Source organism: Planobispora longispora, assembly GCF_016863135.1.
In the GTDB taxonomy this organism is placed as follows: domain Bacteria; phylum Actinomycetota; class Actinomycetes; order Streptosporangiales; family Streptosporangiaceae; genus Planobispora; species Planobispora longispora.
The window spans coordinates 104,062-125,868 of sequence record NZ_BOOH01000048.1; the positions used below are offsets into that span (position 1 = coordinate 104,062).

20 protein-coding genes and 1 tRNA gene are annotated in these 21,807 nt (G+C 72.6%); 8 read left to right on the forward strand and 13 right to left on the reverse strand.

What is annotated here, in order from left to right; translation table 11 throughout:
* Positions 1–35 precede the first annotated feature (35 nt).
* Positions 36–1,976, forward strand: a complete 1,941-nt coding sequence (locus Plo01_RS28920) for a sensor histidine kinase (RefSeq protein WP_203893874.1) — start codon at positions 36–38, stop codon at positions 1,974–1,976.
* Positions 1,973–3,454, forward strand: coding sequence for a phytoene desaturase family protein (locus Plo01_RS28925; protein WP_239317262.1), 1,482 nt, complete (start codon positions 1,973–1,975; stop codon positions 3,452–3,454). Before Plo01_RS28920 ends, Plo01_RS28925 begins: the two co-directional genes overlap by 4 nt.
* An 86-nt stretch (positions 3,455–3,540) precedes the next feature.
* Here Plo01_RS28925 and Plo01_RS28930 read toward each other — a convergent pair whose 3' ends face one another.
* The 3 genes from Plo01_RS28930 to Plo01_RS28940 form a co-directional block, all read right to left on the reverse strand.
* Positions 3,541–3,900 carry a response regulator gene (locus tag Plo01_RS28930; RefSeq protein ID WP_203893875.1) on the reverse strand — a complete coding sequence of 120 codons (360 nt, stop codon included), beginning with the start codon at positions 3,898–3,900 and terminating at the stop codon, positions 3,541–3,543.
* Between the two features lie 58 nt (positions 3,901–3,958).
* Positions 3,959–4,630, reverse strand: a complete 672-nt coding sequence (locus tag Plo01_RS28935) for a response regulator transcription factor (RefSeq protein WP_203893876.1) — start codon at positions 4,628–4,630, stop codon at positions 3,959–3,961.
* Between the two features lie 116 nt (positions 4,631–4,746).
* Positions 4,747–5,265: a pyridoxamine 5'-phosphate oxidase family protein gene (locus tag Plo01_RS28940; RefSeq protein WP_203893877.1), complete on the reverse strand. Its 519-nt coding sequence runs from the start codon at positions 5,263–5,265 to the stop codon at positions 4,747–4,749.
* A gap of 229 nt (positions 5,266–5,494) precedes the next feature.
* Here Plo01_RS28940 and Plo01_RS28945 point away from each other — a divergent pair, with 229 nt between their 5' ends.
* On the forward strand, positions 5,495–6,814 hold the full coding sequence (locus Plo01_RS28945; RefSeq protein WP_203893878.1) for an MFS transporter: 1,320 nt from the start codon (positions 5,495–5,497) through the stop codon (positions 6,812–6,814).
* A 45-nt stretch (positions 6,815–6,859) separates the two neighbouring features.
* Here Plo01_RS28945 and Plo01_RS28950 read toward each other — a convergent pair whose 3' ends face one another.
* From Plo01_RS28950 to Plo01_RS28960, 3 genes are all read right to left on the reverse strand, one after another.
* Positions 6,860–7,975: a 5-methyltetrahydropteroyltriglutamate--homocysteine S-methyltransferase gene (locus tag Plo01_RS28950; RefSeq protein ID WP_239317264.1), complete on the reverse strand. Its 1,116-nt coding sequence runs from the start codon at positions 7,973–7,975 to the stop codon at positions 6,860–6,862.
* A gap of 74 nt (positions 7,976–8,049) precedes the next feature.
* Positions 8,050–9,528: an acyl-CoA synthetase gene (locus Plo01_RS28955; RefSeq protein ID WP_203893880.1), complete on the reverse strand. Its 1,479-nt coding sequence runs from the start codon at positions 9,526–9,528 to the stop codon at positions 8,050–8,052.
* A 37-nt stretch (positions 9,529–9,565) separates the two neighbouring features.
* Positions 9,566–9,778, reverse strand: a complete 213-nt coding sequence (locus Plo01_RS28960; RefSeq protein WP_203893881.1) for a PaaX family transcriptional regulator C-terminal domain-containing protein — start codon at positions 9,776–9,778, stop codon at positions 9,566–9,568.
* Between the two features lie 122 nt (positions 9,779–9,900).
* On the opposite strand from Plo01_RS28960, the gene Plo01_RS28965 reads away from it, so the two are divergent.
* Positions 9,901–10,845 (forward strand): ATP-binding cassette domain-containing protein, encoded by a 945-nt coding sequence (locus tag Plo01_RS28965; protein ID WP_203893882.1) that lies wholly within the window; start codon positions 9,901–9,903, stop codon positions 10,843–10,845.
* Positions 10,842–11,603, forward strand: a complete 762-nt coding sequence (locus Plo01_RS28970; protein WP_203893883.1) for an ABC transporter permease — start codon at positions 10,842–10,844, stop codon at positions 11,601–11,603. The genes Plo01_RS28965 and Plo01_RS28970 overlap by 4 nt, the downstream gene beginning before the upstream one ends.
* On the opposite strand, the gene Plo01_RS28975 is transcribed toward Plo01_RS28970, so the two are convergent.
* Entirely contained in the window at positions 11,587–14,730 is a 3,144-nt protein-coding gene (locus Plo01_RS28975) for an AfsR/SARP family transcriptional regulator (protein ID WP_239317268.1), read from the reverse strand. The genes Plo01_RS28970 and Plo01_RS28975 overlap by 17 nt on opposite strands.
* Before the next feature lie 281 nt (positions 14,731–15,011).
* On the opposite strand from Plo01_RS28975, the gene Plo01_RS28980 reads away from it, so the two are divergent.
* Positions 15,012–15,467, forward strand: coding sequence for a WD40 repeat domain-containing protein (locus tag Plo01_RS28980; RefSeq protein WP_203893884.1), 456 nt, complete (start codon positions 15,012–15,014; stop codon positions 15,465–15,467).
* A 52-nt stretch (positions 15,468–15,519) separates the two neighbouring features.
* Here the strand turns inward: Plo01_RS28980 and Plo01_RS28985 are convergent, their stop codons facing one another.
* From Plo01_RS28985 to Plo01_RS29005, 5 genes are all read right to left on the reverse strand, one after another.
* Positions 15,520–15,825 (reverse strand): hypothetical protein, encoded by a 306-nt coding sequence (locus Plo01_RS28985; protein ID WP_203893885.1) that lies wholly within the window; start codon positions 15,823–15,825, stop codon positions 15,520–15,522.
* Positions 15,826–16,110: 285 nt separating this feature from the next.
* Positions 16,111–17,058, reverse strand: coding sequence for a hypothetical protein (locus Plo01_RS28990; RefSeq protein WP_203893886.1), 948 nt, complete (start codon positions 17,056–17,058; stop codon positions 16,111–16,113).
* Positions 17,051–17,626, reverse strand: a complete 576-nt coding sequence (locus tag Plo01_RS28995; RefSeq protein WP_203893887.1) for an RNA polymerase sigma factor — start codon at positions 17,624–17,626, stop codon at positions 17,051–17,053. The genes Plo01_RS28990 and Plo01_RS28995 overlap by 8 nt, the downstream gene beginning before the upstream one ends.
* 21 nt (positions 17,627–17,647) lie before the next feature.
* Positions 17,648–18,007: a hypothetical protein gene (locus Plo01_RS29000; RefSeq protein WP_203893888.1), complete on the reverse strand. Its 360-nt coding sequence runs from the start codon at positions 18,005–18,007 to the stop codon at positions 17,648–17,650.
* A gap of 472 nt (positions 18,008–18,479) precedes the next feature.
* Positions 18,480–18,552: transfer RNA gene (locus tag Plo01_RS29005), tRNA-Ala, on the reverse strand.
* 171 nt (positions 18,553–18,723) lie between these two features.
* Between Plo01_RS29005 and sigJ the strand changes: the two genes are divergently transcribed.
* Together sigJ and Plo01_RS29015 are read left to right on the forward strand one after the other, a co-directional pair.
* Positions 18,724–19,611: an RNA polymerase sigma factor SigJ gene (gene sigJ / locus Plo01_RS29010; RefSeq protein ID WP_203893889.1), complete on the forward strand. Its 888-nt coding sequence runs from the start codon at positions 18,724–18,726 to the stop codon at positions 19,609–19,611.
* 47 nt (positions 19,612–19,658) lie between these two features.
* Positions 19,659–20,822 (forward strand): NAD(P)-binding protein, encoded by a 1,164-nt coding sequence (locus tag Plo01_RS29015; RefSeq protein ID WP_203893890.1) that lies wholly within the window; start codon positions 19,659–19,661, stop codon positions 20,820–20,822.
* Positions 20,823–20,870: 48 nt separating this feature from the next.
* Here the strand turns inward: Plo01_RS29015 and Plo01_RS29020 are convergent, their stop codons facing one another.
* A complete protein-coding gene (locus Plo01_RS29020; RefSeq protein ID WP_203893891.1) occupies positions 20,871–21,716 on the reverse strand; it encodes an alanyl-tRNA editing protein in 846 nt (281 codons plus the stop codon).
* Positions 21,717–21,807: the final 91 nt, after the last annotated feature.

The window sequence follows — 21,807 nt, forward strand, 5'->3', positions numbered from 1 at the left end:
AACCCGAGGAGCGGCCGTACGGGGAGGGCGGGGTGATGGGCGCCGCCTCGGCGGTGGCCGTCGCTCTGGCCGTGGCGTGGGCGGCCGTCGCGCTGGTCCTGGCGCCCCGCCACGACGCCCGCGCGCTGGCGCGCGGCGCCGGGCTGCTCGCGGCGGCCCAGGCGGCCGCGGCGGCGTGGACGGCCGCGGTCCCGGTCGTGATCGGAGGCTGGTTCTGCCTGGCGCTCGAACTGCCCGGCGGGCGGCTGGGCTCGCCGTGGCGGCGGCTGGCGGCGGGTGCGGTCCTGCTCGGCGGCGGCGTCTGGACGGCGCTGCTCCTGCGGGACGGCGACCCCGGCTCCGGGCTCCGGTTCGGCCTGGCGTTCGCGGGCTGCGCGGCCGTGGCGGGCCCGGCGATGGCGCTGCGCTGCATGCGCGCCTCCGCCCGGGAACGCGCGGCGCTGCAGTGGACCGCGGCCACCGCGCTGCTGGCGGGTGCGGCCACCGCGGTGCTGCTCTCGCTGAGGCTGCTGATGGGCGTCCCGGCCGACCCGCTGCCCTGGGTGCTGGCGACGCTGTCGCTGATCCCGCTGGGGGTGACGCTGGGCGCTCTGCCCGCGACCGCCCGGGCCGGGGAGCGGGCGCTCACCGAGGCGGTCGTGGTCTCCGGATTCACCGCCATGATCGCCGCGGTGTACCTGGTGATGGTGATCGGGCTGGGCCGCGTCCCGGAGGAGGGCGAGCGGGACATCCTGCTGGCCGGCATGGCCGCGGCGGGCGTGGTGGCGGTGCTCGCGCTGCCGTTCCGGGCCCGGATGACCGCCACCGCGCACTCCCTGATCGGGCGCGCCGAGGTGCCGCCCGAGGAGCTGCTGGCCACCTTCGGCGCCCGGATGAGCCGCGCCGTGCCGTTCGACGAGCTGCTGCTCCAGCTCACGGAGTCGCTGCGGGCGACGCTGGGCCAGGCCGGGGCGGAGGTGTGGGTGGGATCGGACGGCATCCTGACTCGCGCGGTGAGCGTGCCGGACCGGCCCCAGGAACGGCTGGAGCTGGACGAGCGGGAGCGGGTGGTGGTGGGCAGGACGCGGGTGTCCGGCGCCGGCTGGCTGGCGATCTGGCTGCCCGGGCTGCTGGCGGGGCACCCGGACGGGACGCCGATCAGGGTGGCGCCCGTCTCCCACCTGGGCGAGCTGCTCGGGCTGATCATGGTGCGCAGGCCGGGCGACGGCCTGCCGTACACCGAGGAGGACGACCGGGTGCTGGTCGAGCTGGCCCGCCAGGTCGGGCTGGCGCTGCACAACATGCGCCTGGACTCGGCGCTCCAGGCGTCCCTGGACGAGCTGCGGCGGCGCAACGAGGAGCTCCAGGCGTCCCGGCTGCGGATCGTGACCGCGGCCGACGCGGCCCGCCGCGCCATCGAGCGGGACCTGCACGACGGCGCCCAGCAGCACCTGGTGGCGCTCTCGGTGAAGCTGGGACTGGCCACCGAGCTGGCCGACGAGGACCCGGACCTGGTCAAGGCCCTCCTCGGAGAGCTGCGGGAGGACGTGCAGCAGACCATCACGGCGGTGCGGGAACTGGCCCACGGCATCTACCCGCCGCTGCTGCGCAACCACGGCCTCGGCCAGGCGCTGAACTCGGCGGCCAGGCGTTCGCCGCTGCCGTGCGCGGTCGAGGTGGACCTGCCGGGCCGGTACTCGGAGGAGATCGAGGCCGCGGTGTACTTCTGCTGCCTGGAGGCCATGCAGAACGCGGGCAAGTACGCCGGCGACGGCGCCGCCGTCACCGTGGAGGTGTCGGTCGCGAACTCCTCGCTCCGCTTCGAGGTGGCCGACGACGGCGTCGGGTTCACGGTGGAGGAGCGGGGACACGGGTTCGTCAACATGCGGGACCGGCTGGGCGCGATCGGCGGCAGGCTCGCCGTGGAGTCGCGCCCCGGCGCCGGAACCCGGATCCGGGGGGAGGTGCCGCTGCTCAGACCGGCGCGGAGGACATGACGACGGCGGGACGGGAGTGGAAGGGTGAACGGGAACGGCTCCGGCGGCGGGAGGGGGACGCGAACATGAGGGCGGACGGGTTCGACGCGGTGGTGGTCGGCTCCGGGCCGAACGGCCTGGCCGGGGCGCTGACCCTGGCCGGGGCGGGACGCCGGGTCCTGCTGCTGGAGGCCGCGGAGCGCTTCGGCGGCGGGCTGCGCAGCGAGGAGCTGACGCTGCCGGGGTTCACGCACGACGTGTGCGCGACGGCGCTGCCGATGGCCGCAGTCTCGGCCGCGTTCCGTTCGCTCGCCCTGCCCGTCGACTTCGCCCACGCCCCGCTCCCGGTGGCGCACCCGCTCGACGGCGGCTCCGCCGTGCTGGTGCACCGCGACCCGGCGCAGACCGCCGCCGGACTCGGCCGCGACGGGCGGGCCTGGCAGGCCGTGATCGGGGCGACCGCCCGCGCCGGGGACCCGCTGGTGGACACCCTGCTGGCGCCGCTCGGCCTGCCCCGGGCGCCGCTGGCCGCCGCCCGGTTCGGGGTGCTCGGGGCGCAACCGGCGACGGTGCTGGCCCGGCTGGCCTTCCGCACCGTCCCGGGGCGGGCCGCGCTGGCGGGGATGGCCGCCCACTCCATGCTGGACCTGCGCTCCCCCATCACCGCAGGCTTCGGGATGACGCTGGCCGCCCTCGCCCACCACGCGGGCTGGCCGGTGGTGCGCGGCGGCTCGCAACGGCTGGCCGACCTGATGGTGGACCGGCTGCGCGAGCTGGGCGGCGAGACCGTGGCCGGGCACCGGGTGACCTCCCTGGCCGGCCTGCCGCCCGCGCGCACGGTCCTGCTGGACGTCACGCCGCGCCAGTTCCTCGCCATGGCCGGCGACCGGCTGCCGCCGCGCTACGCCCGCCGCCTGGCCCGCTACCGGTACGGGCCCGGCGTCTTCAAGCTGGACTGGGCCCTGGACGGGCCGGTGCCGTGGAAGGATCCGGCGGTCGGCCGGGCCGGCACGGTCCACCTGGGCGGCACGCTGGAGGAGATCGCGCTCAGCGAGGCGCAGGTGGCCCGGGGCGTCCACCCCGCGCGGCCGTACGTGCTGCTGGTGCAGCCGTGCGTGGCCGATCCGTCCCGCGCCCCGGAGGGCCGGCACACCCTGTGGGCCTACTGCCACGTGCCCAACGGCTCCGCCGTGGACATGACCGCGGCGATCGAGGACCAGATCGAGCGCTTCGCCCCCGGCTTCCGCGACCGCGTCCTGGCCAGGCACGCCCTGGACTGCGCCGCCATGCAGGAGCGCAACGCCAACTACGTCGGCGGCGACATCGGGGCGGGCCTCGCCGACGTGCGCCAGTTCGCGGGCCGCCCGGTGTACTCGGCGCGCCCCTGGCGGACCCCGCTGCCCGGCGTCTACCTCTGCTCGGCCGCGACCCCGCCGGGCCCCGGGGTGCACGGGATGGGCGGCTACCAGGCCGCCCGGCTGGCCCTGCGCGCCGGTTAGCCGGAAGGGCCGGGCCGGCGGCGGGGAGACCGGCGGGGGCTCCGGGTCCGGCGGCGGGGAAACCGGCGGAGCGGCGGGAAGGCCGGTCAGGCGGCGGGGAGGAACTCGCGGAGCCGGGACGGCGTCAGGTGGTCCTTGCGGATGTAGCCGGCGGCGCCGCAGGTGCGCGCCTCCGGCGGCAGGTCCTCGGCCGCGTAGGTGGACACCAGCACGACCGAGATCCCGGGGTGCTCGTCCACGATCCTGCGGGTCGCCTCGATGCCGCTGATGCCGGGCAGGTTGATGTCCATCAGGATCACCTCCGGCCTGGCCTCGGCGACCCGGGCGAGCGCCTCCTCCCCCGACACCGCCTCGCCGACGACCCTCCAGCCGGCGACCAGCCCCACCAGCCTCCTCGCCGCCGCGCGGAACGGGCCCTGGTCATCGACGATGAACACCTCGACCACCCCCTCAGGGTGCCCCGCCGGCCGCCGGTCCGCCAGGGGTGTTATCCCTACCGCTGCCTCACTTCGCCTGCCGCTCCGACAGGTACAGCAGGACCGCGAGCACGCGGCGGTTCACCTCGGGGGCGGCCTCCAGGCCGAGCTTGGCGAACAGCACGTTGATGTGCTTCTCCACCGACTTCTCGCTGAGGAACAGCGCCCGGCCGACGGCGGCGTTGCTCCTGCCCTGCGCGATCTGGGCCAGCACCTCCAGCTCCCGCTGGGTGAGCGAGGCCAGCGGGGAGGCCTTGCGGCGCAGCGAGTCGGCCAGGATGGCGTCCACCACCACCGGGTCGATCACCGAGCCGCCCCTGACCACCGCCAGCACCGCCTCCACCAGCTGGCCGGGCTCCCCCACCCGCTCCTTGAGCAGGTAGGCCCGGCCCGCGCTGCCCTCGGCGAGCAGCGGCGCCGCGTAGGCGGGCTCGGCGTACTGGGAGAGCACCACCACGCCGGTGCGCGGGTGGCTGCGCCGCAGCCGGGTCGCCGCCTGGATGCCCTCGTCCGTCGAGGTGGGGGGCATCCGCACGTCCGTCACCACGACGTCCGGGCCGTGCTCCTCCACCGCGCCCATCAGCTGGGGCAGGTCGGCGCACTCGGCGACCACCTCGATGTCGGGGTGACGGGAGAGCACCCGCTGCACGCCCTCGCGGACCAGCAGGGAATCCTCGGCGATGACGACCCGGACAGTCACCCGGGCAGCGTAACCGCTCGGTGGACCGTGCGCATCGGCCGGCGCCGTCCCGGTGCGAGAGTGCACGGCCGCCGGGTCGCCGCGGTCCGCAGGAGCGCGGGACGCCGGGTCCGGGGTCACCCGGCGGTGAGCTTGCCGAAATCGGTGGCGTAGACGGTCATCCAGTGCGGGTGCAGCCGGTAGTAGACCACGTCGTCGTCCCAGTCGAAGGCGTCGTGGCCGTAGAAGTCCTTGAAGTACGCGAGCAGGTCCGGCCAGTCCGCGGCGGATTCGCCGTCCCGGGGGTTGAGGATCTCCACCGTGCCGTGCGTGAACACTCCCAGGTCCTCGCCTCGCATGTGCGCGACGCTGGCGGCCGGGCGGGCGGCGAGGTGGCGCGCCTTGGCGGCGCCGCGCGCCGTGCCGAAGTGCCACCTGCCGTGCAGGAAATGCCCGTCCGCGCCGCTGATCCGCGGCTCGCCCTTCGCCGTCACGGTGGACAGGGCGAGAGTGCGCATGCCGGTCAGGATCCGGGTGAGCTGCTCCGCGGTCAGGGTGCGCCCGCCGACGATCGAGCGGAGGTGCGGGGTGGAGCGGGAGAGGGAGGCGTCGAGAAGGGTCTGGAGCTCTTCGAGCTCTTCTGGCGTTTCGCGCATGGGGTTCCTTGTCTATCCGTACGCCCGGCCCGCGTCTGCCGTCGGCGCCGGCCGGTGGAGCCATGCTCCACCTGAAACCCGACACCCTGTGTCATGTTTCTGACGGCACCGCATGTTCGGCACTCCATTGACGGCAGTCACTAAATTGCTTAACTTTCTGGGCAACATTGTGATGTGCGCCATACGCGTGGCCGTCCGGCGCCGGCCACCTGACAGACAGGGCACCGCCATGTCAGACACTCACGCACTCCAGCCGTCAGCCACCCAGCTCAGGCGGGCCGTACTGTCCAGCTACCTCGGCAGCCTGATCGAGTTCTACGACTTCCTGCTGTACGCCACCGCGGCGGCGACCTTCTTCCGCCAGGTCTTCTTCTCCAACCTCGATCCGCGCGTCGGGACCGTCGCCGCACTGGGCACCTTCACCACGGGCTACCTGGCCAGGCCGCTGGGCGGCATCCTGTTCGGCCACTTCGGCGACCGGCTGGGCCGCAAGCGGATGCTGGTGATCACCATGACCATGATGGGGGTGGCCAGCACGCTCATCGGCCTGCTCCCGACCTACGGCCAGGTCGGCCTCCTGGCGCCGGTCCTCCTGGTGCTCCTGAGGATCGTGCAGGGCATCGCGATCGGCGGCGAGTGGGGCGGCGCGGTGTTGATCTCGGCGGAGCACGCGACCTCGCGGCGCGGCCTGTGGGCCGGGTTCACCAACGCCGGGGCCCCCAGCGGCATGGTGGTCTCCTCGCTGGTCCTGGCCCTCATGGCCGCGGTCACCACCGAGGAGCAGTTCCTGTCCTGGGGCTGGCGGGTGCCGTTCCTGCTCAGCATCCTGCTGCTGGCGCTGGGCCTGTTCGTGCGGCTGAAGGTCGAGGAGACCCCGGTGTTCGCCCGCGCCCGGCGGGGCGGGGTCGAGCGCATGCCGGTGGTGGAGGTGTTCCGCCGCCGGCCCGGGACCCTCGCGCTCGCGGTCGGCGTGGGCTTCGCGGCCTTCGTCACGCAGGCCACCATCACCACCTTCGTCATCTCCTTCGCGGTGGAGGAGGCGGGATTCACCCGGCCGACGGTGCTGAACGCCCTCACCCTGTCCTCCGCCCTCGCGGTGGTCGCCATCCTGGCCTTCGCCGCCCTGTCCGACCGCGTCGGCCGGCGCCCGGTGGTGCTCGGCGGCGCGGTCGCCATGGCCCTGCTGAGCTTCGCGCTCTTCCCCCTGATCAGCAGCGGATCGGCCGCCCTGCTCACGGTCGCGGTCGTGCTCGGCCAGTCACTCGCGCACCCCGCCATGTACGGCCCGCTGGCCGCCCTCTACGCCGAGATGTTCGCCACCAGGACCCGCTACACCGGCGCCTCGCTCGGCTACCAGATCGCGGCCACCGGGGCCGGGTTCGCCCCGCTCGCCTTCGCCGCCATCCTGGAGTCGGGCGGCTCCACCGTGATCATCTCCGCCGTGATGGCCGCGTGCTGCCTGGTCACGGCGGTGTCCATCCTCGTGACGCGGGAGAGCCACCGGGCGGATCTCAGTGAGGAGCCCGCCACGGCGCGGACGGCCTCCTGACGGCGGCGCGGAACCGCCCGCCGGCGACCGCGTGGGACCGCCCGGTCAGCCCCAGACCTCCCGGGCGGTCTCGGCGATGAGGGCCAGTTTGGCGAACTGCTCCTCCTCACCGAGCACGTTGCCCTCGACCGTGGAGGAGAAGCCGCACTGCGGCGACAGGCACAGCCGGTCGCCGTCGACGAACTTGGCCGCCTCCTCGATGCGGCGCTTGAGGGCGTCCTTGGACTCCAGCGCGCCGCTCTTGGTGGTGACCAGCCCGAGCACCACCGTCTTGCCGGGCGGGACGAAGCGCAGCGGCTCGAACCCGCCGGACCGCTCGTCGTCGTACTCCAGGAAGAAGCCGTCCACGGCCAGCTCGCCGAAGAGCGCCTCGGCGACGAAGTCGTAGCCGCCCGCCGCGGCCCAGGAGGACCGGAAGTTGCCCCGGCACATGTGGGTGGTGACCGTCATGCCCTCCGGCCTGGCGGCCAGCGCGGCGTTGATCTGCTTGATGTACCGCAGGTGCAGGTGCTCGGCGTCGTCGCCGCGCGCGGCGATCCCGGCCCGCTGCGCGGGGTCGTTGAGGTAGGCCAGGCTGGTGTCGTCGAACTGCAGGTAGGCGCAGCCCAGCTCGCCGATCCGGCGGACCTGCTCGGCGTAGGCGGCGCTGAGGTCCGTCCAGAACTCCTCGACGTCGGGATAGACGCCGGGGTCGATCGAGGCGGGGCCGCCGCGGTAGTGGACCATGCTGGGCGAGGGGATGGTCAGCTTGGGGGTGGCCGTGGTGACCGTGTCGCGCAGGAAGGCGAAGTCGTCGGCGAAGATCGTCTCGTCGAGCCGGATCCGGTCGTGGACCCGCAGCGCGGCGGAGGTGAACTCGAGCCCTCCCCGCGCGTTGACGAACTTCACGGCGATGCGCTCGTCGGGGTTCGGGGCGACGCCGCCCAGCCGGTAGATGAAGTCCATGTGCCAGGACGCGCGGCGGAACTCGCCGTCGGTGGCCGACCGCAGGCCGATCTCCTCCTGCCTGCGCACCGCCTCGCGGATCGCCTCGTCCTCGATCTCGCGCAGCCGTCCGGCGGGGAGCCTCCCGGCGGCGTGGTCGTCCCGGGCCCGCAGCAGCCGCTCCGGGCGCAGCAGGCTGCCGACGTGGTCGGCGCGGAAGGGGGGTCTGGTACGCATCTGCATCACTTCTCCCACATCGGAACTTCTCCCACATCGGACGGCCGCGGTCGCGACGGGCCCGCCGAAGGCGATCACGGTGCTCCGTACACCGTTCTGAGCTGTCCCTTCAGCACCTTGCCCGCGGCGTTCCTGGGTAATTGGGGGACGAATTCCACATATTTCGGGATCTTGAAGCGGGCCAGCCGGCCGTCCAGGTAGGCCAGCAGGTCGGCGTGCTCGATCTTCACCTCCGGGCGCAGGACGACCAGGGCCTTGCCGACCTCGCCCCACGTGCCGTCGGGCACGCCGATCACCGCGCACTCCGCCACCGCCGGGTGCCCGTACAGCGCGCCCTCCACCTCGGCGGGGTAGACGTTCTCCCCGCCAGAGATGATCATGTCGTCGATCCGGTCGGAGATGCGGACGTACCCGTCGTCGTCGGCGACGCCGACGTCGCCCGAGCGGAACCAGCCGTCGTCCGACAGCGCCTTCGCGGTCTCCTCGGGACGGCGCCAGTAGCCCGGCGTCACGTTCGGCCCCTGCACGTGGACCTCCCCCGGCTCCCCCGGGGCCGCGGGCGCGCCGTCGGGCCTCACCAGCCGCACGTCGGAGAAGAAGCACGGCACGCCGGCCGTGCCGGCCTTGGCGACGGAGTGCTCGGCCCCCAGGAACAGCGCTCCCGGCGACGTCTCGGTCATCCCGTACCCCTGCAGGAACGTCAGGCCGCGCTCCTGGTAGATCCTGATCAGCGGCTCGGGGACCGGCGCTCCCCCGCACAGCAGGTAGCGCAGGCTGGACAGGTCGGCCCCGGGCCAGCGCGGGGACTGGGCGAGGAAGGTGAACATCGCCGGGACGCCGAACATGACCGTGACCCGCTCCGACTCGATCAGGTCGAAGGTCCGCCCCACGTCGAAGGCCGGCTCCAGCACGGCCGTGCCGCCCTTGAGCACGGTGGGGATCAACGTCTGGGCCAGCGCGGCGATGTGGAAGAGCGGGGCGCTGATCAGGGTGACCTCGTCGTGCGCCAGCGGGACGTCGACCAGCAGATTGAAGGTGTTCCACGTGAGGTTGGCGTGGGTCAGCATCGCGCCCTTGGGGCGGCCCGTGGTGCCCGAGGTGTACATGATCAGGCACACCTCGTCCCGGTCCACGGGCTCGTCGATCGGGGCGGGGTCGCCCGCCGCCGCCAGCTCCCCGTGGTCGGCCGGCCGGGCGGAGAGACCCGCGGCGAGCTCCGCGTGCTCGGCCCCCGCCAGGAGGACGGCGGCCCCGGCGTCCCGCAGGATGTAGTCGAGCTCCGGTACGGCCAGGCGGGTGTTGAGCGGCACGAACACCGCGCCCAGCGTCCCGGCCGCGAAGAAGGTCTCCACCAGCGCCGGATGGTTCGCCCCGAGGTACGCGACGCGGTCGCCGCGCCGTACGCCCAGATCGCGCAGGGCCGAGGCGAGCCGGTTCACCCCCGCGTGCAGCTCCCGGTAGGTCGTCCGGCCGCCGCGATGGCTCAGCGCCGTCCGGTCCGGCGTCATCCTCGCCCTGCGCGCCGGCCACGAGCCGAGTCCCTGATTGCGCATCGGCGCTCCTCGACGGACGAGTCATCCCGCCCTCAAGTTAGGCCAATGTCTCACCGCTGTCACCATTGTGCCGAACATTGTCCGGGACGACGTCGAGCAGACCGGCCACGACCTCCGCGGCCCCCGGGCGGAACCGCTCGTGCAGGGCGTGGCACACCCGCTGCGCCTTCTCGGCGGGCCAGCCGCGCGGAAGGTGGCGGACGGGCAGCCGCGGATCGGTCCTGATGATCCGCAACCACTCGGTGAGCATGGGCAGCGAGCGGGCCAGGTCGCACGCCTGGATCCGGTGGAGAAAGCGGCCGGAGGCCGTGTCAGCGGCCGTGTCAGCACGGCGACGGCCCGGTATCAGCGCGCCCGGCGATCGTGAATGCCATGAACGGTTCAGCCATTGCGGCCTCGGGGCTGCGGAAGGCCTACAAAGACAAGCCCGTGCTCGACGGCATCGATCTGGACGTCCGGACCGGCACGATCTTCGCCCTCCTCGGGCCGAACGGCGCCGGCAAGACCACGACGGTGAACGTGCTGACCACGCTGCTGACGCCGGACGCCGGGAAGGTGCTCGTCGCCGGGCACGACGTGGTCACGGAGGCCAAGGCGGTGCGCGCGGCGATCGGCGTCACCGGGCAGTTCGCCTCGGTGGACAACCTGCTCACCGGCAGGGAGAACCTGCTGATGATGGCGGATCTCCTGCACCTGCCCAAGACGGAGGGCCGGCGGATCACCGACCGGCTGCTCGACCGGTTCGACCTGGTCGAGGCGGCGGGCAAGCCGGCGGCGTCCTACTCCGGCGGCATGCGCCGCAAGCTGGACCTCGCCATGACGCTGGTCGGCGGTCCGCAGATCATCTTCCTGGACGAGCCCACGACGGGACTCGATCCACGCAGCCGCCGCACCATGTGGGAGATCATCCGGGACCTGGTCGCCGACGGCGCGACCATCTTCCTCACCACCCAGTATCTGGAGGAGGCCGACCAGCTCGCCGACCGCATCGCCGTACTCGATCAGGGACGGCTGGTCGCCGAGGGCACCGCCGGCGAGCTCAAGCGCCGGATTCCCGGCAGCCATGTCCGGCTCCGGTTCACCAGCCGGCCCGAACTCGACGCCGCGGCGCGAGTCCTGCACGAGTCCACCGAGGACGGCGATGAACTGACCTTGCGGGTACCCGGCGACGGCGGGGTGAAGTCACTTCGCGCGCTGCTCGATCGGCTCGACGCGCACTCCGTCGAAGTCGAGGAACTGTCGGTGCACACACCGGACCTGGATGACGTCTTCCTCGCGCTCACCGGTCACGGAAACAAGGAGGTCAACGCACGATGAACGCCATCTCAGCTTCCCTGACGGATTCCGCGACCATGATGCGGCGCAGCTACCGGCATACGATGCGGAATCCGCTGACGCTGCTCAACGCCATCATCATGCCGATCTTCCTGATGTTCCTCATGGTCTATGTGCTCGGCGGCGGATTCAGCGTCGGTACGGACTACGTCGACTACGCGACGCCAGGGTTGATCATCATGACCATCGGCTACGGGATCGGCCCCACCGCGACCGGGGTGAACGCCGACATGACGACCGGATTCATCAACCGGCTCCGCGTCATGCACGTGTCCCGGGCCGCGGTGCTGAACGCGCACGTGGTCGCGACCATGCTCCGGACCCTGGTGGCCATCGCACTCGTCGTCGGGGTCGCGTTCCTGATGGGATTCAGCCCGTCGGCGGGCTTCCCGGAGTGGCTCGGCGCGATCGGCGTCGTCGTCCTGGCGACACTGGCGATCAGCTGGCTGACCATCGCGGCCGGTCTCGCGGCGAAGACACCGGAGAGCGCGGGCATCCTCGGCGTCCCGCTGATGCTCCTCCCCTTCCTGAGCAGCGCGTTCGTGCCGGCCGACAAGATGGGACCGGGCGTGCGGGAGTTCGCGGAGTACCAGCCGTTCACCCCGATCATCGAGGCCCTGCGCGGGTTCCTGACCGGCACGCCGTCGACGGGCACGACCATCACGGCGATCGCCTGGTGCGCGGGACTCTCGCTGATCGGCTACCTGTGGGCGCGCAAGTCGTTCACGAAGCGAGCGTGATCCCGGCCAGCTCGCGCCAGTCCCGTCGCCGCCCGTCGCGGGTCGCCTCTGCGAACAGAGTTTCGCCGAGGCGATTCCGCGTCTCCGCGGTGATCCTGGCGACGTCCGGCAGCGAACGGTCCGGCGTGCCGCGCACGACGTCGCTCGCCGCGAGCAGCCGCACGGCCTGCTCGTACTCACCCTGGCGCAGCGCGAGATCCGCGATCCCGGTCAACATCTCGGCGATCGTCGGCGGATGTATGTGCTCCATGTCCGCGACCGAGTGGAACGCCTCGGCCTGATACGCGCGGGCCTTCTCGAGGTCCTCGGTGAGAGAGCCGTCCAGGAACATGGTCATGGCACGGATGGAGCCCGTCATCTCCGCGCCCAGAACCTCCCGCACCGCGGCCAGGTGCTCGCGTGCCTCGTCCGGCTCGCCGCGCCAGCGCGCCAGCTGCGCCTTCGCGAGCGCCAGCTCGGCGAGCGTGTCCGGCCAGGCGATCCCGCCCGCGCACCGCTGCGCGTCCGCCATGGCGGACGCGCTGGAGCGCTCATCGCCGAGCAGCCAGTACAGCTGGGCCAGCCGCGCCCGCATGCCGACCACGTCCTCGATCGCGCCCGCCTCGGTCAGCGCCACGACCGCCTCTTCGTAGTGCTCACACGCACGTGCGAACTCACCGCGCATGGCGAGCCGGTCGGCCAGGAAGGTCAGCGACAGCGAGATCCCCATCCGGTCGCCCAGGGCGCGGAACTCGGCGAGGGCGATCTCGGCGTCGGCGTCCACATCGGTCTCGTCGCCGCCGAGCATGAACCGGAACCGGCCGCGGCTGAGCCTGGCCTGCGCGCGCACCCACGGATCGTCGTCGGCGATGAGCGGTTCGAGCGCGGGCAGGAACCCCGTCGGGGCCTGCAGCATCTGCTCCAGCAGCCGGGCGAACCCGAGCAGCGGGTGGCGGGACCCGCTGAGCTGGGCAAACCGGTGAGCCTCGCGGATCCACTCCTGCGCCCGGTACTGGTCGCCGCCGACCCCGGAGGTCAGGAACAACGTCACCATGAGGTATGCCAGCGCCCTCACCTCATCGGGCACCTCACCGGGCAGCGAGGCCGCCGCGATGCTCAACTCGGCGCCCTCGGCCCGGTGCCCGCTCAGGTACCAGTACCAGCCCGCGGCCGCGACCAGCCGCATCGCCTCCGGGGCCCAGCCCTCGGCGATCGCCCCGCGCAGGGCCGCACCGATGTTGTCGTGCTCGGCTCTCAGCGTGGCCAGCCATCTCAGCTGCTCGGCCCGGCGCAGGTGCGGCTCGGCCGTCTCGGCCAGCTCGATGAAGCAGGCGAGGTGCGCCCGGCGCGCCGATTCGGTCTCCCCGGCTTCGTCGAGCCGCTGCGCCGCGTACTCCCTGATGGTGTTGAGCATCCGGTAGCGCGGCGCGTCCTCGCCGTCGGCGAGCAGCAGCGACTTCTCGATCAACGCGGTCAGCACGTCGAACACGTGCTCCCCGGCGACCCCGTTCCCGCACACCCGTTCGGCCGCCTCCAGGCTCGCCCCGCCGGAGAACACCGAGAGCCGCCGCAGCACGCCGCGTTCGGCCTCGGTCAGCAGATCCCAGCTCCAGTCCACGACCGCGCGCAGCGTCTTGTGATGGGGAAGCGCCGTACGGCTGCCGCCGGTCAACAGGCGGAACCGGTCATCGAGCCGGCGTGCCAGCTGATCGACGGACATGGTTCGCAGCCGCGCCGCGGCCAGTTCGATCGCCAGCGGGATCCCGTCGAGCGCCCGGCAGATCCGTTCCATGGCCGACAAGGTGTGCGCGTCGGAGCCGATGTCCTTGCGCACCAGCTCCGCGCGGTCCCGCAGCAGCCGCACCGCGGGCGAGGACCCGACCTCGGCGGAGTCCGCCCCCTTCCCGGGCAGCGCGAGCGGCTCGACCTGCCACAACACCTCCCCGGTGATACCGAGCGGTTCCCTGCTCGTGGCCAGGATCCGCAGCCCCCGGCACTCCCCCAGGAGTCGATCCGCGAAAGCCGCGGCCGCCTCGATCAGGTGCTCGCAGTTGTCCAGGATCAGCAGGATCGCGCGCTCGCGGACCGCGGCGATGAGCCGATCCATCGGTTCCCCGCCCCGCGCCTCACCCAGCAACCCCTGGTCACGCAGGCCGAGCGCGCTGAGGGCGGCCTGCGCCAGCTCACCGCCCGACTGCACCGAGGCCAGTTCGACCAGCCACGCCCCGTCCGGCAGCTCGGCGAGCATCGTCCGCGCGGTCTCGGCGGCCAGCCTGGTCTTGCCGGAGCCACCCGCCCCCGTCAAGGTGACCAGCCGGTGGTTCATGGCCAGCCCGGCGACCGCGCCGATGTCGGCGTCCTTGCCGACGAAGCTCGTCAGCTCGGCGCGCAGGTTCGTCCTGCGGTTCTCCGCCCGCTCGCCCAGCTCGCCGCGGAGCAGCGCGGTGTGCAGCGCGGAGAGCTCCGCCGACGGATCGGCGCCCAGCTCCTCGGCGAGCAGCTCGCGCGTCCGCTGGTACAGGGTCAGCGCCTCGTTGCCGCGCCCCGCCTCGGCGAGCGCCCGCATCAGGGCCGCCACGAACCCCTCCCGCAGCGGGTACGCGGCGACCAGCTCGGTCAGCTCGGAGACCAGCTCCGAGCCGCGGCCGAGGCGGATGTCCGCATCCACCCGGTCCCCGAGCGCGGCGACGTGGAGTTCGTCCAGACGCGCGACCGCGGCGTCGAACGCGTCGCTGTCCTGCAGCGCGATGTCCGCCAGGGCCGTGCCGCGCCACAGTGCCAGGGCCGAGCGCAGCAGATCCGCCCGCGCCGCGGGCTCGGCGGCACGGGCCTGACCGACCAGGCGCTCGAACCGGCTCACGTCCACGGCGTCGGGAGCCACGGCCAGCCGGTACCCGCCGGAATCCGCCTCGATCACCCCGTCCGGCAGCACCCTGCGCAGCCTGGACACCAACGCCTGCAGGGCGTTCACTTCGTCCGCGGGCGGCCGCCGCCCCCAGATCCAGTCCACCAGCCTCGCACGCGTGACGATCCGGCCGGGTTCGAGGGCGAGCGCGGCGAGCAGCGCGCGCAACCGGGCCCCGGGAACCTCCACCACGGCCCCATCGGGGTTCCGGACCTCGAACGGTCCCAGCAATCCAACTCGCACGCCAGTAATTGTGCCGAACCAGGACGACGACTGACGAACCCACTGCTGACGACTGATGAACCCACCGCTGCGGCCCGCGACACACCGCCGCGTCCGTCCCTCCCCACGCACCGCGGTTCCCGCGCGGCGTCCCCGGTGGCACCGCATCGCGAGGCGGTTCTCACCAGCCGCTTCCAAGGAGGGCACAAGCCGGCTCGAGCACACTGGCGAATCGTCGGCCCGTCGCCGTCCGGAGGCGCTCTCGGGTGACAGAGCATCCGCGACGGACAGGAAGGCCCAGGATGACGCTCCGCCAGGCATGGGAGGCCCCCGAAGCGTCACTGTGCCAGCCGTACTCGATGAATGATCTGGGTCTGCCCATCGAGGAGCTCAACCTCACAGTCCGCACCTACAGCTGTCTCAAACGCGCGGGCATCAACACCTTCGGCGAGCTGACCGCCCGCGAAGAGCGGCGCATACTGGCGATCAAGGGCGTCGAAACCGAGACTCTCGAGGAGATCGAGCGGCGGCTCGCCTCCTTCGACCTGACGTTGAAAGCCACCTGGGAAAGCTCGATGCGGGATCCCGTCCACTCCATCGATCACCTTCCGGCGCGACCGGTCTCCGCGGTGGCCTTCCACCCGGACGGCCGCCTGCTGGCCACCGCCGGCGCGGACGGCACGGCACGCCTGTGGAACATTGGCGACAACGTTCACGATGCGCCCGCGGAACACGTGACCCCCGCATCCGATCGGTGAGCACCGGGCAGGTCGCGAGTGCGAGAGATGCCGGGCCGTACAGCACGCGTGCTCACAGGGTGACCAGGAGAGTCAGACGGCCGCGACGTCCGGCAAAACGACGAGATCCCGTCCGATCACTCCGAGCGGACGGGATCTCGCCGTTTCCCCGGATGGCGGCGTGACCGTCGGCAGGCTCTTCCGATTGGCCGCTCTGCTGGCCGCGGCTCTGGCCGCACCGGATGCGATCACCGAGGTGGATCTGTCCGGCGAACGCCTGCACCGCCTCCCCGAAGCGCCCGGCACGTTGACCGGCCTCGTCCGGCTCACCCTGCAAGACACCCCGCTGACCGGCCTGGACGGGATCGGCGGCGCCCATCGTCTGCAGTGGCTGTCGATCAGGAAGACCCCGGTGGAGTCGCTGGCACCGCTGCTGACCCTGCCGCATCTGACCTACCTGGATGTGTCCTACTGCGCCGGTGTGACGGACTGGCCGATCCTGGCCGATCTGCCCGGACTGCAGACGGCGGTGGCGCACGGCTGCCGGTTGCCGGATCAGCTCCGCCGCGGAAGATCGATCTCAGCGAGTTCGGGGGCGAACGCCGCCGGCTCCTGGTCGCGGCCGTTCCTGAGACGGCTTGCAGGTGGACGCGGTGATCACGGTTCAGGACGAACCGATCGGCTCCAACGGAGTCGGTGTGACCTCCAGCACCACCGTCCGGCCGCTGTGCGCCCGCGCCTCCCACACGAGCCAGTCCTGTCCGACGGCATCGGCGGAGACGGGCTCGTACGACAGGTGGAATGCCTGCCTCGACTTCCCGTCGAGGAAGTTGACCGTGGGGGCGTCCGGGTCGGCCCTCACCCGCCGGTAGACCACGTCCAGACCGCGTTCGCGTACGTCGGCGAGCACCTGGGCCACAGTGCGACCGCTGACGGTTACGCCTTCCAGCGCCTCGCCCTCCGCGGTGGCGGCGGCACCCGTCTGGTACGGCTCGCCCGGCCGGGCCGGGCGGCCCAACTGGGCCCGCACTTCCCCGGTGAACCCGACGGGGATGCGGAAGGCCAGGTGGCAGCCGAGCGCACCGGGCGTGCATCCCTCGGGCTCGACGCCGGCGCTGAACTCACCGGCCGGCCCGGAAGGGCCGGGGGCACCGGGGTGGAACATGGGCACGACGGGCTGCCCGACCAGGCTGGGGGAGGCCGGCACCAGTTCCAGGGTGACGTCCAGCCCCAAGGACTCGAAGCCCTCGCGGTACCTCTCGTGCTCGGCCAACGGATCCTTGATCCGGGCCACCCAGTTCCCTCCCTCCTGGACGATGTCGATGGCGGCGCTGGCGTAGGACTTCGCGCCGGCGGCGCCACCCGGGACGAGGCTCGGACCGAGCACGGCGGCCATCACGGCCCCTACCAGGACCGCGGCGCCGGCCGCCACCCGCCACGCCGTTCCCGCGCGCATGGTGCCGATCAGCCCGGGGAGCCGCCGCCGGACTCCCCGAGGGGTTCGCGCGATGTGTCGGGTGGGCGGCTCCCACCCGACGGCCCGGGCCAGCTCGTCGGGGTCGCGCAGGGGGATCCGGGACCTCATCTTCTCCAGCACTTCGAGTTCATTCATCTGCGGGGTCTCCCATGGATCTGCGGATCTTGGTCCGGGCTCGGTTGACCCGTGAGCGCACGGTGCCCACGGGGAGGCCCAGGACGTCGGCGACCTGCTGGTAGGTCAGCTCACCCCAGGCGGTCAGGAGAAGAACGTCGCGGTCCTCCTTGCGCAGGCCCGCCAGGGCGGCTGACAAACGGACGGTCTCCGCAGCGGCCGTGACGCGGTCGGCGACCACGTCGGCGTGGCCCTCCAGCACCGGGTCGACGCCGGTACGGGCTAGCGCCCGGTAGAACCGGGTCTCCGATCTGTGGTGGCGGCGGATCAGGTTGGTGGTTATCCGCCACAGCCAGGCTCGCACGTCGCCCCGGGTGGAGTCGTATCCTTCCCGGCCGCGGAAGGCCTGGTGGAACGTCTCCGCCACGATGTCGTCGGCGAGGTCGCCGCCGAGGCGGCGGGCCGCGTACCGGTGCAGCGGTGGAGCGTGCCGCCGGAACAGCTCACCGAAGCAGCGGGGGTCGTTCAGGGACGCAGCGACCAATGATGCGTCGTCCCGTTCCTGGTAGGTCGCATCAAGGGGGGCCATGTACGCCTTTCTCATCGGATGTCACCCCCTACTAGCCCGAAACCGGGTGAGGAGTTCCAACCGCGCGGCATCGTGATCGCCGAACACGTCGTGGTGGGTCGAGGGGGCGTGCTCCTCGATCGGCCGTGCCCCGGTGATCTGGGAACGCCACTGGCCCTTGACCGTGTTCTTCTTGCTCTTGCCGATGGGACGGCCCGTACGCAGCTTGGTGCGCAGCTCACGCGGGATCAGCTTCCACCGGGTCGTGTAGATCACGCGGTAGATGCTCTCGTGGCTGATCCGCATGAGCGGGTTGCCGGCGTGCATCAGCCGTAGATGCCCCACGATCTGCTCCGGGGACCATTCGTTGCCGAGCAGTTCGATCACCAGCCGGCGCAGCACCGGATTGTCCTGCAGCGCCGACGGTTTCGGGCGACGTACCTGCTGTTGAGCGCGTTACTCGGCGGCGACCGCACGGTATTCGCTCGGCCGGCGCGATGCCGCCATGGTGCTTCAGCACCGTGAAAACCGACCCCGGGGGGCTTGCCCAGTGCCCGGGAGATCATGCTGATGGAGTCACCGGCGCGCCACCGCCGACACAAGTCCTCTTTCATCGCGTCCGACATTCCCGGCGGACCCATCCGAGCCACGATCCACTCATCCACCAGCAGCGTTGCGTTGATCGTCTGAAGCTAAGCGTGCTGCGCCCGCAGTGACCGCACACCGCCGGCGCCCTTCTCCACGGCCGCCGCACCCGCTCGCAAGAGCCCGCCGACGGTCACACCATCCGGAGAAACGACGAGATCCCGTCCGATCGAGGCGATCGGCGGGATCTCGTCAACGTGCTTCAGACCATTTCAAGAACGGCCCGCTGTGGAGCTATGGGGATTCGAACCCCAGACCTCTTCCATGCCATGGAAGCGCGCTACCAACTGCGCCATAGCCCCTTGCGGTGGGTGACGCGCCCTCTGCGGAGCGCGGCACTGGGAAAATCCTAGCCGACTCCGAGCCCGTCTCGCGCCATCGATCCCGTGCCCGGCCGGTGCGGGGTGAGATGCCGGAGATTCCCGTTCCGGGACTGTGTCACGCCGAAGGGTCCGTGATACGTCTCTTCTTCTATGACCGTCGAGCGCTTCGAGGAACACCGTGATCTGCTGACCGGGGTCGCCTACCGGATCCTGGGCAGCGCCGCCGATGCCGAGGACGTCGTGCAGGAGGCGTGGCTGCGCTGGTCGGGTGTGGACGCCGACGCCGTCGAGAACGACCGGGCCTACCTGATCAGGGTGACCACGCGGCTGTCCGTCGACCGGTTGCGGCGGATCGGGGCCCGGCGGGAGTCGTACGTCGGGGAGTGGCTGCCCGAGCCGGTCGCCACGACCCTCGGTGTGGACGATCGGGTCGAGCTGACCACGTCGGTGGAGCTGGCGCTGCTGGTGGTCCTGGAGACGCTGTCCCCGCTGGAGCGGGCGGTGTTCGTGCTGCGGGAGGCGTTCGGCCTGCCGTACGCGGAGATCGGCGAGGCGATCGGGCGCGGCGAGGCGGCCGCCCGGCAGCTCGGCCGCCGGGCCAAGCGGCATGTCGAGGAGCGGCGTCCCCGCTTCGACGTGGACCGGGCCCGGCGCCGTGAGATCACCGAGCGCTTCGTCGGCGCCGCCGCGGGCGGGGACCTGGAGGGGCTCATCTCGATGCTCGCCGCCGACGCCACCCTGGTGGGCGACGGCGGCGGGAAGGCCAAGGCCCCGCTGCGGACCGTCGCCGGCGCCCGGAAGGTCGCGCGCCTGCTCGTCTCGATCGCGAGCGAGGCGGGCGCCCAGCGGTTCCTGGACTCCATCGGCGTCGCGGCGGCCGACGGCATCGCCGTGGAGTTCCCCGAGGTCAACGGCGCTCCGGCAGCCGTGGTGACCGCCGGCGGACGGCCGATCACGCTGTTCTCCCTGGTCATCAGCGACGGGCTGATCGAGACGATCTACCTCGTCTCCAATCCGGAGAAACTCGCCCGCCTCTGATCGCGAAACGATGTCACGAATGTCTCCGCCGGCTGCGTCGTGGGGGCATGAGACGAGAAATCACCATCATCGGTGGCGGCCTCGCCGGGCTGACCGCGGCCATCGCGTGCGCCGAGGGCGGCGCCGCCGTCACCCTCCACGAGGCCCACCGGGCACTGGGCGGGCGGGCCCGCTCGTCCGCCGCGCCGTACATCGCCAATGACGGCACGCACGTCTTCTACTCCGACGGCGGGCCGTGGCGCTGGATGGCGGCCCGGAAGCTGGTCCAGCCGTTCCGCAAGCCGACGCTCGGCGAGATCGCGCGGGCCCGGTTCCGGTACGGCGGCCGCCTGACCCTGACCCCTCCCTGGTCGCTGGTGAACGCGCTCACCAAGCGGAAGACGGTGGCCCCGGTGGACCGGGACTTCCGGAGCTGGGCCACGGAGCGGTTCGGCGCGGAGGCGATGCGGGCGGCCTGCGGGCTCGTCGGCGTCATCACCTACGACGCCGACCCCGGACGGCTGTCGGCCGCGTTCGTCTGGGAGCGGGCGCTGCGGGCGAGCTCGCCGCAGTACCCGGCCCCGCGCTACGTCGTCGGCGGCTGGCAGAAGGTGGTCGACCGGATGGCCGGCCACGCCCGCGGGCTCGGCGTGCGGATCGAGACCGGCGCGCGGGTGGACCGCCTGCCGGAGGACACCCCCGTGATCGTCGCGACCTCGCTGGACGCGGCCAGGACCCTGCTGGGCGACGAGTCCCTGCGCTGGGAGAGCGGCCGGGCGGTCCTGCTCGACCTCGGACTCACCCGGAGCCCGAAGGACGTGTTCATCGCCTCGGACCTGGACGAGGGCGGGTTCGTCGAGCAGTACAGCCTGGCCGACCGCACCCTCGCCCCCGCCGGGCACACGCTCGCGCAGCTGGAGATGCCGCTGCGGGCGGGTGAGACGAAGGCCGAGGGGCTCGCCCGGCTGGAGCGCCTGGCCGATCTCGCACTGCCCGGCCGGCGGGAGCGCACCACCTGGCGGCGGGAGGCCGTGTCCAACGGCCGCAGCGGCGCCCTGGACCTGCCCGGTTTCTCCTGGCGGGACCGCCCGGCGATCGACCGGGGCGACGGCGTCTGGCTGGCCGGTGACGCGGTCGCGGCCCCCGGCATGCTCAGCGAGGTCTCCACGCACAGCGCCCTGGCCGCGGCGCGGGCGGCGCTGCGCGCCGTCGGCTCGCCGGTGGCGGCCTGACCCTCCCCTCACCGGTGGCGGCCCGCCCTCCTCTCCCGGGCGCGCGGGTCAGGGCGGGGAGACGGTGGTGATCATGGTCAGCTCGGAGCCGTCCGCCGACAGCTCCAGGGTGACGGCGGCCGCGCCGAGCTCGGAGGTGCGGGACAGGTGGGTGCCCCCGCAGGGGATGGTCACCTCGCCCTCGGGCAGGCCGCAGTGCCAGGCGCGGCGCGCGGTCAGCTCGGCTCCCGGACTGTCGATCCGGACCGGGGCGTCGGCCGCGATCCACTCCTTGAGCCGGTCCCCGGCCCGCCGGGCGATCTCGGGGAGGTCCTCGGCCAGGCCGTCGGCGGTGAAGCCCTTGCGGCGCAGGGACTTGCCCAGCCGGTAGACGTCGCGGCTGCCGTACGGCTCGATCCGCGAGGAGGTGATGGCGGTCCGGTCGAAGTCGGGGCTGCCCAGCCCGTCGGCGGGCGCCTCCTTGCGCCAGCGGTCGGCCAGCGCGGAGTTGAGCGCGAGGGCGGCCAGGTGGCAGGCGGTGTGCCCGGCCGACAGGGCGCGGCGGCGCCCGGCGTCCACCACCAGATCGACCTCCCCCTCCAGGGGCGCGCCGGTGATGTGGACGACGAGCCAGCTCCAGCCGGGCTCGCCCCGGCGGACCGGGATGTCCGCGCCGAGGTGGACGGTCTCCTCGCCGTCCCGCACGGCCCCGGTGACGCAGTCGGCGACCGCGGCCCCGCCGATCGTGCCGGTGTCGGCGGGCTGGTCCGGCCAGGTGTGGTCGAGGGGGTGGAACGGGGTCTCGGCGACGATCACTCCGTACCGGTCCCCCACCGGCACGACCCCCACGACGGCCGAGCGCCCTCCGGTCTCCCCCGCGGGATAGGTGACCAGCGTCGATGTCTCGATCTTCATCTGCCCATCCTCTCAGCACGGTCCTCGCCCGACGCCGCTGCGGCCTTCCCCGACGCCGGTACGGCCTGCGTCGCCCCCGAGGAGACGCAGG